Genomic DNA, 12885 nt, shown 5'->3' with positions numbered 1-12885 from the left:
CCGTCGGCCGAACGCGCACTCCTCGGCGGACCGGGGACGTCGTCGGCATTGTGCGCAGCGGCACAGGCAACATCTCAGCTTATCCGAGACTCACAACGAAGCTGGGCGGAGCAGGGTTCCCGGGACGCGCGGCGGCGCTACACCGAACTCAGGAATGCGAGCCGATCGCGACCGACCGGCTGCTCGTGTGGCCCTGTGCCGCGAGGGCGTCGCGGATGCTCTGCCGGCCGCGGTGGATGCGGCTGCGCACGGTACCCAGCTTGACGCCGAGCGTCGCCGAGATCTCCTCGTAGGACAGCCCTTCGATGTCACACAAGACCACGGCGGCGCGGAAGTCGGGCGCCAGCGTGTCCAGGGCGCGCTGCAGGTCGGGGTCGAGATTCGTCGCGTCGAAGATCTGTTGCGGATCGGGGGTGTCGGCCGGCACGCGGTCGTACTCCTCGGGCAACGCCTCCATGCGGATCTTGCTGCGGCGGCGGACCATGTCGAGGAACAGGTTGGTGGTGATGCGGTGCAACCAGCCTTCGAATGTGCCGGGACGGTAGTTCGACAGCGAGCGGAAGACCCGGATGAAGGTCTCCTGCGTGAGGTCCTCGGCGTCGTGCTGATTGCCCGACAGGCGATAGGCCAGACGGTAGACGCGGTCGGCGTGTTCGCGTACCAGGTCGTCCCAGGACGGCATGAGCAGTTCATCGCCGGTGGCGTCGAAACCTGCGGTGCCCGCGGGCACGGCATCGGCGGATTCGCGGGGATCGATCATGGTCGGTGGTCGGTTCCTCTCTCGTGAACACGCACCCGGTGACCCAAGCACTCACCGAAGTCGAACAGGTGACTCCGGTTGGGTATTCCCGAACTGCCGGGCGTTCACACCGACCTCCCGGGAACTGTCCCAACCGGAACAGCTCTCACCCTCTCCTATCCGAGTGTGGCCGCCGTATGAGGCGCCTGAGTGTTGCCTGAGGATGCGTCGGCCGTCCGGTTGCGAGCGGATTCGTGCAGGTCTGGCGTGCCGCGTCCGGCTCGGCCGCGGGCTCGGACTAACCTCGACGCGTGACCGAGTCAACGCCGTCCGCGCGCCCCGACCTGATCGCCTACGCCGAGTCGGCCATCGTCGAGGACGACGCCGTCATCGCCGCCCGCGCCCGCGCCGAGGAACTGGGCGCGACGCCGGTCTCCCCGGCGGTCGGCGCCTTGCTTGCCCTGCTCGCCCGGACAGCCGACGCACATGCCGTCGTGGAGATCGGGACCGGCACCGGGGTGAGCGGCCTCTGGTTGCTCAACGGCATGTCGACCGAGGGCGTGCTGACCACCATCGACCCCGAACCCGAACACCACCGGGCCGCACGGGCGTCCTTCGCCGGCGCCGACATCGCCCCCGGTCGTACCCGGCTCATCAACGGCACCCCCGTCGAGGTCCTGCCGCGGTTGTCCGATGCGTCCTACGATCTGGTCTTCGTCGACGGGCCCCTGCTCGACCTGCCCCGATTCGTCCGTGAGGCGGTCCGGATGCTCCGCCCGGGTGGGGTGGTGGTCGTCCACAACGCCACCGCCGACGGCACGGTCGGCGATCCCGCCCGTACCGAGCCGCCGACGGCGGCCGCCCGCGAGGCGGCACTGCTGATCGCCGACGACGAGCAACTGTTGCCGGTGGTCATCCCGTTGGGGCCCGGAGTGCTCGCCGCCGCGAAGATCCGCTAGGCAAACTCACCGGCCGGATTAGACGTCCGTCGAGAACCGGACCCCGTTGTCGGGGATCTCGATACCCGGCCACACCCGCGCACCGCGCAACAACTCGCAGCGCGCGCCGATGTCGGCGCCGTCGCCGATGACCGTGTCCCGGACCAGCGCGCGCGGCCCGATGCGGGCACCGAAGCCGATGATCGACCGTTCCACGACCGCGCCGGCCTCGATCACCGCGCCGTCGAAGATGACCGCGCCGTCGAGACGGGCACGTGGGCCGATCTCGGCGCCCCGACCGACCACGGTTCCGCCGATGAGCAGGGCACCCGGGCCGACGCCCGCACCCTCGTGGACGAGGGATTCGCCGCGACGGTCACCCAGGGCCGGTGACGGCGCGATCCCGCGAACGAGGTCGGCCGAGCCGCGGACGAAGTCCTCGGGCGTGCCCATGTCCCGCCAGTAGGCGTGGTCGACATGCGCATGGACGTGCGCGCCCTCGGCGAGCAGTCGGGGGAACACCTCACGTTCGACCGAGACCGGCAGCCCGGACGGGATGGACTCGATCACCTCGCGCTTGAACACGTATGTGCCGGCGTTGATCTGGTCGGTCGGCGGGTCCTGCGTCTTCTCCAGGAACGCGGTGACGCGACCGTCGCCGTCGGTGGGCACGCAGCCGAACGCGCGCGGGTCGCTGACGCGCACGAGATGGATGGTGACGTCGGCGTCGGCGGCACGATGACTGTCGATGACGTCACCGACATCGGTGCCACCGAGGACGTCGCCGTTGAACACCACGATCGTGCTCGCGGTCAGTTCGTCGAGCACGTTGCGGATGCCGCCGCCGGTGCCCAGCGGCTCGTCCTCGGTGACGTAACGCATGCGCAGGCCCAATTTCGAACCGTCGCCGTAGTACTCGCTGAAGACCTCGGCCTTGAACGAGGTGCTGAGCACGATGTCGCGGATCCCCGCCGCGCGGATACGCGACAGCAGGTGGGTGAGGAAGGGCAGTCCGGCCGTCGGCAGCATCGGCTTGGGCGCCGACAAGGTGAGCGGACGCAGACGGGTTCCCTTGCCGCCCACGAGGATGACGGCCTCGACGTCCTCCCTGATGTCGTCCGATCCCCCCACGGACTGTCTTTCCACCGACTCACGCACGGTGTAGTTGTCCACTGGATCGGTTCCTTCCTCGAGGTGACCGGAGGCCACTGCGGCCTTCGGTGTTCACTGACGTTCGGTGTTCACTTCAACACTCAGCCGTCGTTTTCGCTCGCCGACGCGCGGCGCGCCGCACGAACGGCCAGCCGGGATCGCACGCCCAGCCCGATCCGCAGGGCCAGTCGCAGCGGCGCGCGCCAGGGCCCCGGGTTGCGGTCCGCCTGGAACCGGTAGGCACTTCGATGGTGCGCGGGCAGCATCTTCTCCGGATGCCGACCTGCGCTGTGCCCCTTGGTGTGTACGACCTCCGCGGTGGGCACGTACACGTTCTGCCAGCCCGCCTTGCCGAGCCGGTCGCCGAGGTCGACGTCCTCCATGTACATGAAGTAGCGGGCGTCGAAGCCACCGATGGCGTCGAACGCCTCGCGCCGAACGAGCAGACACGAACCCGACAGCCACCCCACCGCACGCTCCGACGGGGTCTCGTCGTCGGCACGGTAGGCCGCGGTCCACGGATTGGACTTCCAGACCGTGCCGAGGATCGCGTGTCCGGTGCCCGACACGAGGTCGGGGACCCGGCGGGCCGACGGGTAGATCGACCCGTCGGGTTCGCGGATCAGCGGACCGAGCGAGCCCGCGCGCGGCCACCGTTGCGCCGCGGCCATCAGCTCCTCGATGGCACCCGGCTTCCACTCGACATCGGGGTTGGAGATGAGGATGAACTCGACATCGGGGTCGATCTCCGCGACACCGCGGTTCATCGCGCCGCCGTATCCGATGTTGCCGCCGGTCCGGACGAGGGTGACCGTGTCGTACTCCTGCTCGGCCCGTTCCGGCGCGCCGTCCTCCGAACCGTTGTCGGCGATGACGACCTGCGGCATGACGTCGGTGACCGCGGCGAGACTACGCAGGAAGGTCACGAGGTGATCGCCGGAGAAATAGGTCACCGTCACCACGGCTGGCTGAACAGACACGCCGCTCAGGGTAACGAACCGGTGCCGGCGTCCGACGCGGCGATCGCCGCGTGCAGCGCGTGTCGCCACGGACGGAGCGCGGTGAGTCCGGCAGCCGTCCAGGACCGTCCGGACAGCACCGAGTAGGCCGGGCGCGGCGCCGGGCGCGGGAACTCGGCAGTCGTCGTGGGCCGGACCCGGTCGGGCCCCGCTCCGATCTCCTCGAACACCCCGCGTGCGACGGCGAACCAGGTGGCGCTGCCCGAATTCGTCGCATGCAGGACGGCGCCGGCGACCTCGGGCCGCGCCCCGCCGGCGACGAGTTCCCAGAGTCCGTCGGCGAGGTCGTGCGAGTAGGTGGGTGACCCGAGCTGGTCGTCGACGACCGAGACCGTCTCCCGCGACTGTTCGAGCCGTCGCATCGTGCCGACGAAGTCGCGGCTGTCGGGTCCGCCGGTGTAGACCCACGCCGTCCGCACGACGGTGGTCCGCGGATCCGCGGACAGAGCGGCGCGCTCGCCGTCCAGTTTGGTGCGGCCGTACACGGTGGCCGGGGTGCCGGAGACGTCGTCGGGTTCGTATCCGTCGCCCGCCGACGGCCGGCCTCCCTCGTCGGTGGTTCCGGGGAACACGTAGTCGGTGGAGACGTGGATCAGCCACGCGCCGGCATCGGCGGTCCGGGCGGCGAGGACCTCGGGCCCGGCGGTGTTGACGCGGCGCGCGCCCTCGGTGTCGGACTCGGCGCCGTCGACGTCGGTGTAGGCCGCGCAGTTCACCACCACGTCGTCGGGGGCGAGGTCGCCGAGCGCGGCGGCCACCGAGGTCGGGTCGGCGATGTCGATGTCGGCCGAGGTGAGCGGGCGCACGACGGTGTCGGGAACCCCCGCCGAGCGATCCTGCAGGGCCGTTCCGAGTTGTCCGCCGGCGCCGACGATGTACACGGTGGGGTTGCTCGGCGTGACACGCATGGGCCCCATCGTGCCGGACCCGGGGAACGTCCTCCACCCGGCCCGGATCGCGTACGTGACGACGGCTACTCGCCCGCCCGGCGTTGCGTTCTCGAATTCCGGAATCACTTCAGTAGCCTGACGAGAGCACACAACACCTGACTCGTCCTGCACATCAGCATCGGCATCCTCAGGCGTGACCCCTGTCGCGTCGACGTCCCGTCGCGATGTGTCGACCTCGAAAGGGACCGTTCACCAGTGGATTCACCACCCGACGGCCCGCGCCGGCGTTCGCAGACGCGCCGTCCGGCGGGGCCGGGTCCGGATGGGCGTCAGCCGATGCCCGGCGATCGGCGCGGCCCGGAGCAGCCCGGTGCCCGGCGACGCCCGGTGCGACCCCCGCACGACGGTGGACCCGACGGCCGCGGGGTCCCCCGCGGCTCCGACCAGCGTCCCGGTGAACCCGGCACTCCCCCGCCCCGCGCGCGCCGGCAGCCACCGCCGGACCCGCGGCGTCGCGCCGCTGACGCCCGCGACCCGCGGCGCCGGGCGGCCGCCGATCCGCGAACCACCGGTCGCCGGACGTCCGGCGACCGCCGGGCGGCACCCGAGTCGGTGGAACCCGTACCGACCCGACCGCGTCGTCCCGGTGAGCCGCGGCCCGTCCGACGGACCTCCGGCGAGATCCACACGCGCCCGGCTCCGGGTGCGAAGAAGAAGCGTGAGCAGACACCCCGTACGGAGGCGGCCGAGCCGAGGGCCGGCCGCCGCCGCACGCGGGACGAGCCGGCGACATCGCCCAAGGCAGCGACATCCGCCACGAAGACGACGCCGGCGAAGGCAGCGACCTCGGCCAAGTCGGCAGCTGCGACCACCCCGCCGACCACCCCGCCGGGCCGCCGACCCCGAACCGGCGGCTGGGCTGCCGGCGCCGGGTGGGGTCGCGCGCTCATCGCCGTCGCATCGGTCGCGGTCCTGTTGTGCACCGGCTACGCCTGGAACACCATGTCGGACCTGCAGACCCGGATCACTCAACTCGGCGGACTCGACCTCGGCGGCGCAGCCGACGGGGCCGTCGACATCCTCCTGGTGGGCACCGACTCGCGAACCGACGCCAAGGGCAACCCACTCTCCCCGGAGGAGCTCAAGCTCCTGCGCTCCGGGGACGAGGTCGCGACCAACACCGACACCATCCTGCTGATCCGCATCCCCGACGACGGCTCGTCGGCGACAGCGATCTCGATCCCCCGCGACTCCTACGTCGACGTACCCGGAATCGGCATGAGCAAGATCAACGCCGCCTACGGCACGACTCGCGAGAGCGTCCGGGCGCGGGCGGTCGGCGAGGGCAAGTCCGAGGGTGAAGCCGAGTCCGAGGGCACGCTCGCGGGCCGGAAAGCGTTGGTGGACACGGTCGCCAATCTGACCGGCGTGCAGGTGGACCATTACGCGGAGGTCGGCCTGCTGGGCTTCGTGCTGCTGACGAACGCAGCCGGCGGCATCGACGTCTGCCTGAACCAGGCGGTCCGCGATCCCTTCACCGGCGCGCGGTTCCGCGCCGGTCGTCAAACCCTCGACGGCCCGAAGGCCCTGAGCTTCGTACGCCAGCGTCACGGGCTCCCCCGAGGCGATCTGGACCGCATCACGCGACAGCAGGCGTTCATGGCGTCGCTCACGCAGAAGATCATCTCCGCGAACACACTGACCGACCCGGGCAAGTTGTCGGAGCTGCAGAACGCGGTCTCGCGCTCGGTGGTCATCGACGACGACTGGGACATCATCCGATTCGCCGAGCAGCTCAAGGATCTCAGCGGCGGTCGGGTGAAGTTCGCGACCATCCCGATCGTGACCGAGCAGGGCTGGAGTGAGGACGGACAGCAGAGCGTGGTCGAGGTGGACCCGCGCGAGGTGCAGGCCTTCACCGGCGACCTGCTGGCACCGAAGGAGTCGCAGGGCATCCAGCGCGGCGACTACACGGTCGACGTGGTCAACGCAGGCACCATCGACGGCCTCGCGTCGAATGTGGCGAACATCCTGACCAACAAGGGTTTCCGGGTCGGGGCGACCTCGAGCGGCAAGGCCGACACGAAGGACTCGATCGTGTACGCCAAAGACGAGAGCGACGCCGCACGCCTCCTCGCGAAAGATCTGGGCGGCGCCCGGGTCGTGGCGGATCCCGCCCTGGGCGACGACCAGCTCAAGGTCGTGCTGACCAACACCTACGCCGGCCCCGGCTCCATCAGCGACACCGGCGACCAGACCGACAACACACCGGCGAGCGAGCGCGTCGGCAACAAGCGCCCGCCCATCACCGCGGGCAACGAGGGGCCGATGTGCGTGAACTGAACAATCCGAACACGATCACCGATGCCGTCTTCGCCGCGGTCGCCGACCATTCGCGGCCACTGCTGACCTACTACGACGACTCGACCGGGGAGCGCACCGAACTGTCCGCCGCCACGCTGGGCAACTGGGCGGCGAAGACGGCGAACTACCTGGTCGACGAGATCGGGATCATGGCGGGCGGTGTCGTCGCCGTCGACCTCCCGGAACACTGGCAGACAGCGGGTATTCTGCTGGGCGCGCTCTGGGCGGGCGCCGAGGTGCGTCTCGACTCCCACGACGGCGCGGAGGTCCTGTTCACCAGCCGTGACCGTCTCGACGATCACCCGGACGTGGACGAGGTCGTGGTTTCCTCGCTCGATCCGTTCGCGTTGCCGCTGCGCGACCTGCCGCCCGGTGTCGGCGATTACGGCAGCGTCGTCCGCGTCCACGGCGATCAGTACTCGTCCCGCCATCCGGCCTCGGCCACCGTCGAGGGCGCCCTGATCGGCGAGGCGCTCGACGACGCTCGGGCCGTCGCGGCACGCGACGGCATCGGACCGGGCTCCCGCGTGGTGTCCACCCGGCCGTGGCACACGGGCGATCTGGTGATCGCCCATCTCCTGACACCACTACTGGTGGGCGGCAGCCTCGTTCACGTCACGGGGGCCTCGCCGGAACGGGTCTCGGCGATCGCCGAGATGGAGAAGGCCACGCTGGTCCTGTCCTGAATTCCGGCGGGCACGCCGCCGATCGGGCACAGTGGGGACATGCGAATCCCCCGCGCGGTGGCCCGCCTGAACAAGCGCGTGACGAACCCCCTCCAGCGACAGTGGGCGCCCCGGCTGGCCCCCTACGCGATGGTCGAACACGTCGGCCGCAAATCCGGCAAGCACTACTCCATCCCGGTGCTCGCGTGGGTCGACGGCGACCGGCTCACGATCATCCTCACCTACGGGCGGCACACCGACTGGGTCCGCAACGTGCAGGCCGCGGGCAGCTTCGGACTGATCCGGAAGAACCGGCACTACCGGGTGACCGGCCCACGGGTGGTGCCGTCGGACTCGCCCGACATCGCGCGTGGGGCGCGCATCCCGGCGCGACTGTTCGACTCCGCGCTCCTCGGCACCCTGCACCGGGCGTGATCGGATGGCCGACGATGCGCTCGCGGACTTCGACACCGAGGACGTGACCCTGTGCGGGACCACCCGCCGAGTCCACCGGCTCGGCAGCGGCCCGGCGGTCATCGTCATCGCCGAGATGCCGGGGATCAGCCCCAAGGTGGCGAACGTGGCGCGCCGGATCGCCGGCGCCGGTGCCACAGCCGTCCTCCCATCGCTGTTCGGTGTCGACGGCCGGGACCCGCGTCCGGAGAACCTCGGTGCCGTCGGTTCGGCGACGAACATGCTCGGCACCATCGCCCGGGCCTGCATCACCCGTGAGTTCACGATCCTGGCGACCGGCAAGACCTCCCCGGTCGCGTCCTGGTTGCGCGCGCTGGCCGCCCGTGAGCACGACCGGTGCGGCGGCCCCGGCGTCGGCGCGGTCGGGATGTGTTTCACCGGCGGGTTCGCTCTGGCGATGGCCACCGACGATCGCATGCTGGCCCCGGTCCTGTCCCAACCCTCGCTGCCGTTCGCGGTGTTGCCGGGACGGGCCCGTGCCATCGACGTGAGTGAGTCGGATCTGGCTCTGGTGCAAGCCCGGTGCGCGCGGGGCCTGGAGGTCATGGGTCTGCGGTTCCGCGGGGACCGGCTCGTGCCGGAGGCCCGATTCGCCCACCTTCGTGAGCTTCTCGGCGACGCCTTCATCGGCGTCGAACTACCCGACGAGTCCGCGAACCCGGATTCGATGCTGCCACAGCCACATTCGGTGCTGACCGAGGACCTGATCGACGAACCGGGACAGCCCACCCGCGAGGCCTACGACCGGGTCATCGACTTCTTCACCGAAAAGCTCGGCCTGCAGGCTGCGACAAGACCACCGGCCTGACCGAGACGAGAGACCTACTCGCCCAACAGCTCCTGCTGCAACGCGGCGTCCTTGTCGAGCACCATCTGCTCGAGACCCTTCTGGAATTCGACCATGCGTTCCCGGAGGCCGGCGTCCGACGACGCCAGTATCCGCACCGCGAGCAGACCGGCATTGCGGGCCCCGCCGACCGAGACGGTCGCCACCGGGACACCGGCGGGCATCTGCACGATCGACAGCAGCGAATCGAGTCCGTCGAGGTGTCGGAGCGGGACGGGCACGCCGATCACGGGCAACGGGGTCGCAGAGGCGACCATGCCCGGAAGGTGTGCGGCGCCACCGGCTCCCGCGATGATCACCTCGATGCCGTGACCGGCGGCACCGGCCGCATAGTCGAGCATGCGCTGCGGGGTGCGGTGCGCCGAGACGACCCCGACCTGGAACGGCACGTCGAACTCGGCGAGCGCCTCGGCCGCGGCCTTCATCGTCGGCCAGTCCGAGTCGCTGCCCATGATCAGGCCGACCCGCGGGCCGTGTGTCTCACTCATGAATGTTCATCCCATCCGTCGGTCCACGTCGCCTGCGACATCCATTGGGCCGCCCGTTCGGCACGCTCGCGTACCGACTCGGGCGAATCCCCTTCGCGCCCCACGATGTTCACGTGCCCGATCTTCCGGTCGGGTCGCTCACCCTTGCCGTAGAGGTGCACCTTGGCCTCGGGCATCCGGGCCATCAGATGGTGCATCCGCTCGTCCATCGACATCGCCGGCGCCTCCTGGGCGCCGAGGATGTTGGCCATCACCGTGAGCGGAGCGCTCGGTGCGGTGCTGCCGAGCGGATAGTCGAGGACGGCGCGGAGATGCTGCTCGAACTGCGAGGTCACCGCCCCGTCGATCGTCCAGTGCCCGCTGTTGTGCGGCCGCATCGCCAGCTCGTTGACGACCAGTTCGCCGTCGACGGTCTCGAAGAGCTCCATCGCCATCACACCGACCACGCCGAGCTCGTCGGCCAGTCGCAGCGCCATCTGCTGGGCGCGCGCGGCCACCTCGCCGTCGAGCCCGGGCGCCGGCGCCAGGACGACGGCGCACTGACCGTTGCGCTGGATGGTCTCGACCACCGGCCACGCCCCGCCCTGCCCGAACGGGGACCGCGCGATCATCGCCGACAGCTCTCGCCGCATCGGCACCTTCTGTTCGGCGAGCAGCGCCGGCGCGTCGTCCGGGTAGTCGTCGAAGACGGCGAGTGCGTCCTGCGCACCGTCGACGAGCCAGACGCCGCGGCCGTCGTAACCGCCGCGCACTGCCTTCACGACGATGGCCCAGTCGTTGGCCTCGCCGAACTCGACCAGACGCGCGCGGGCGGCGGCGCGATCGCCGGACAGGTCGGCGAAGTCGGGCACGGGCAGGCCGAGTTCGGCCAGCCGGACACGCATCGCCAGCTTGTCCTGCGCGAAGTGCAGTGCCTTCGACGGCGGGAGCACGGCCACGCCCTCGGCCTCGAGCGCGCGTAGATGCGCCAGGGGGACGCCCTCGTGGTCGAAGGTCAGGGCGACGGACCCGGCCGCGGCCCGGCGCAGATCATCGAGTTCGTCGTGCGACCCCAGAACGATGTCGGCGCTGACCTGGGCCGCCGGATCCGACTCCGAGGCGGCGAGCACCCGGAGGCACTGGCCCAGGGCGATGGCCGCCTGGTGGGTCATCCGTGCGAGCTGGCCACCGCCGATCATGGTGACGGTCGGCATCCCCGACGACCGGCCGTTCGTACGTTCGGCGTCCGGCACCGGCGGCACCTGGGACGACGGGGACACGGCGCCGTCGGCCTGCTCGCGTGAATTCACGCGAACCATCGTGGCATGGGCGCGGCGTCATTCGCACGCCCCCGCCCAGGAAGCGCCCGGCGGTTGTCGTTTCGTACACTCGGATCTTGTGCCATTGATCGACGAGATGATCGCCCGCCTTCCCGCGCCGGTCCGTCGGCTCGTCATGCGGCACCACGAACTGATCAAGTTCGCGATGGTCGGCGGTACCACGTTCGTCTTCGACATGGCGATCTTCTACAGCCTGAGCCTCACCGTGCTCGAACAAAAACCGGTCATCGCCAAGGTCATCTCCGGGGTCCTGGCCACGATCCTCAGTTACATCCTCAACCGCGAGTGGGCCTTCAAGAACCGTGGCGGACGCGAGCGTCACCACGAGGCCATGCTGTTCTTCGCCATCAGCGGCGTCGGCGTGATCCTGCAGGCCGCCCCGCTGTTCGTCGCCAACAACGTCTTCGACATGCGCTCGAACCTCACCGTGTCGGAGGTCGTGGTCGTCGACTTCGTGCTCGGCTTCATCATCGGCAACCTCCTGCAGATGGCGTTCCGGTTCTGGGCGCTGCGGAAGTTCGCCTTCCCCGAGGAGCAGCTGCGGGGTGGCGACGCCGGATCGACCGATCTGCATCCCTCCCTCGCCGAGCTCAACGATGAGGAACTCGGTCACGCCTGACGCGTGGTTCCGCGGCCCGGCCGGTCTTCTCGTCGATGTCCTCGGCGAGTTCGGAATCACCGCGGTCGGTCCCGACGTGCTCGCGTCCGGTGACCAGCCGGGCGGGCACGACGATCGCGAACACCGGTGGCCGACGGACGGTGAGTTCGAGCCGTCCCCCGTCGGATTCGATGAGGGCCCGGGCCAGGGACAGCCCGACCCCGCTCCGGCCGGCACCGGGTCGGTGTCCGGCCGAGAATCCCCGTCGGAAGATGTGGACGGCGATCTCGTCGGCCACCCCCTCGCCCTCATCCGCGACGGTGATGCGCACCAGATCGCCCGCGGGCAGGGTCCCCACATGGATCCGGCAGGTCCCGCGGCCGTGCTGCAGCGCATTGTCGACGAGCACGCTGACCGCCTCGCGCAGCCGGCCCGGATTCGAGGTCAGTGCATGCGGCACCCCGTCGAAGGTCACGACCAGCTCCCGGCCCCGTGCCTCGAAGGCGTGCCGGAAGTCGCCGACCAGGGTCGTCAGCATCTCGGACATGTCGACGAACTCCGGGGCGGGCTCGTCGGCACGTGACGCCTCGACCAGCTCGTCGAGTTCGGTGGACAGCCGTTCCACCTGGTCGAGCGCGGCTTCGGCCTCGGTGATCACCGCGGGGTCGTCGTGGAGGGTCAGTTCCTCCAGACGCAGCTGGATGGCGGTGAGCCGGCTGCGCAGCTGGTGCGACGCGTCCCCGGCGACCTCCCGCTCGCGCTCGAGGCGCAGGGCGAGCTCGGTGTTCGCGTCGGCCAGCGCGCGCGACACCCGGTCGAGTTCGGTGATCCCGTACATCTTCCACTGGGTCCGGAAATCTCCCCGGCCCATGGTCGCCGCGCGGTTCGCGAGATCGGTGAGCGGATCGACGATCCGCCCCGCGGTGACCGCCGCGACCAGCGTGCCGCCGATCACGGACGCGACGACGATGACGGCGACGATCGAGGCCGCGGTGAACTGGTCGTTGCGCACCTCGTCCAGCGGGATCGACAGGGTCAGCGTTCCCGCGGCACCCAGCGCGATCGATTCCGAGAGTCGGGAACCGCCGATCTCGGCACCCACGACCGTGCGCTGCGGGGTCCCCGACAGATCGGGGAAGGTGACGGTCAGGCGGCCGTTCGGCGGCAAGAGCAGCTGGAAGGCCTCGCGATCGAGGGACTCCGGCGGGATCCGGCCGTCGGCCCCCTCCTGCCGGATCAGTTGATCGGCGATGACCTTGAGCCGGTTGTCGAGGTCCTGATGCGCGTTGTCGGCCACCCACCACCACGCGACGACGCTCAGCGGGATGCCCAGCAGACCACCGACCGCCAGCAGGACGGCGATCATGGTCGTGAGCAGGCGACGGCGCATGA

General features: G+C 70.3%; 13 protein-coding genes. 6 read left to right on the top strand and 7 right to left on the bottom strand.

From position 1 onward, the window contains the following. Window positions 1-148 precede the first annotated feature (148 nt). Window positions 149-760, bottom strand: a complete 612-nt coding sequence (sigE, locus tag BCM27_RS09680) for an RNA polymerase sigma factor SigE (RefSeq protein WP_004020313.1) — start codon at window positions 758-760, stop codon at window positions 149-151. Window positions 761-1050: 290 nt separating this feature from the next. Here sigE and BCM27_RS09675 point away from each other — a divergent pair, with 290 nt between their 5' ends. Next, on the top strand, window positions 1051-1698 hold the full coding sequence (locus BCM27_RS09675; RefSeq protein WP_004020312.1) for an O-methyltransferase: 648 nt from the start codon (window positions 1051-1053) through the stop codon (window positions 1696-1698). Window positions 1699-1716: 18 nt separating this feature from the next. Here the strand turns inward: BCM27_RS09675 and manB are convergent, their stop codons facing one another. The 3 genes from manB to rfbD all read right to left on the bottom strand — a co-directional run bounded on the left by manB (window position 1717) and on the right by rfbD (window position 4765). Continuing rightward, a complete protein-coding gene (gene manB, locus BCM27_RS09670; RefSeq protein WP_004020311.1) occupies window positions 1717-2850 on the bottom strand; it encodes a mannose-1-phosphate guanylyltransferase in 1134 nt (377 codons plus the stop codon). An 80-nt stretch (window positions 2851-2930) separates the two neighbouring features. Next, entirely contained in the window at window positions 2931-3809 is an 879-nt protein-coding gene (locus BCM27_RS09665) for a glycosyltransferase family 2 protein (protein ID WP_172622050.1), read from the bottom strand. Window positions 3810-3814: 5 nt separating this feature from the next. Continuing rightward, window positions 3815-4765, bottom strand: coding sequence for a dTDP-4-dehydrorhamnose reductase (gene rfbD / locus BCM27_RS09660; protein ID WP_033205456.1), 951 nt, complete (start codon window positions 4763-4765; stop codon window positions 3815-3817). A gap of 228 nt (window positions 4766-4993) precedes the next feature. Between rfbD and BCM27_RS09655 the strand changes: the two genes are divergently transcribed. From BCM27_RS09655 to BCM27_RS09640, 4 genes are read left to right on the top strand one after another with little or no spacing between them, the layout of a single operon-like run. Then, the gene (locus tag BCM27_RS09655; RefSeq protein ID WP_033205459.1) at window positions 4994-7081 is read left to right on the top strand and encodes an LCP family protein; all 2088 of its coding nucleotides are present in this window, start codon (window positions 4994-4996) and stop codon (window positions 7079-7081) included. Continuing rightward, window positions 7069-7788, top strand: coding sequence for a TIGR03089 family protein (locus tag BCM27_RS09650; RefSeq protein ID WP_004572237.1), 720 nt, complete (start codon window positions 7069-7071; stop codon window positions 7786-7788). Before BCM27_RS09655 ends, BCM27_RS09650 begins: the two co-directional genes overlap by 13 nt. 39 nt (window positions 7789-7827) lie before the next feature. Then, window positions 7828-8202 (top strand): nitroreductase family deazaflavin-dependent oxidoreductase, encoded by a 375-nt coding sequence (locus BCM27_RS09645; protein ID WP_004572236.1) that lies wholly within the window; start codon window positions 7828-7830, stop codon window positions 8200-8202. A gap of 4 nt (window positions 8203-8206) precedes the next feature. Beyond that, window positions 8207-9049 carry a dienelactone hydrolase family protein gene (locus BCM27_RS09640; RefSeq protein ID WP_004572235.1) on the top strand — a complete coding sequence of 281 codons (843 nt, stop codon included), beginning with the start codon at window positions 8207-8209 and terminating at the stop codon, window positions 9047-9049. Between the two features lie 14 nt (window positions 9050-9063). Here BCM27_RS09640 and purE read toward each other — a convergent pair whose 3' ends face one another. Both purE and BCM27_RS09630 read right to left on the bottom strand, forming a co-directional pair. Then, on the bottom strand, window positions 9064-9576 hold the full coding sequence (gene purE / locus BCM27_RS09635) for a 5-(carboxyamino)imidazole ribonucleotide mutase (protein ID WP_004572234.1): 513 nt from the start codon (window positions 9574-9576) through the stop codon (window positions 9064-9066). Further along, window positions 9573-10874, bottom strand: coding sequence for a 5-(carboxyamino)imidazole ribonucleotide synthase (locus BCM27_RS09630; RefSeq protein ID WP_004572233.1), 1302 nt, complete (start codon window positions 10872-10874; stop codon window positions 9573-9575). Before BCM27_RS09630 ends, purE begins: the two co-directional genes overlap by 4 nt. Before the next feature lie 79 nt (window positions 10875-10953). On the opposite strand from BCM27_RS09630, the gene BCM27_RS09625 reads away from it, so the two are divergent. Continuing rightward, entirely contained in the window at window positions 10954-11514 is a 561-nt protein-coding gene (locus tag BCM27_RS09625; RefSeq protein WP_033205461.1) for a GtrA family protein, read from the top strand. On the opposite strand, the gene BCM27_RS09620 is transcribed toward BCM27_RS09625, so the two are convergent. Beyond that, on the bottom strand, window positions 11486-12883 hold the full coding sequence (locus tag BCM27_RS09620; protein ID WP_004572231.1) for a sensor histidine kinase: 1398 nt from the start codon (window positions 12881-12883) through the stop codon (window positions 11486-11488). The genes BCM27_RS09625 and BCM27_RS09620 overlap by 29 nt on opposite strands. Window positions 12884-12885: the final 2 nt, after the last annotated feature.

It is taken from the genome of Gordonia terrae, assembly GCF_001698225.1.
Lineage (GTDB): Bacteria > Actinomycetota > Actinomycetes > Mycobacteriales > Mycobacteriaceae > Gordonia > Gordonia terrae.
The sequence above is the reverse complement of the archived record's forward strand: the minus strand, read 5'-3'. Positions and strand labels throughout refer to the sequence as shown.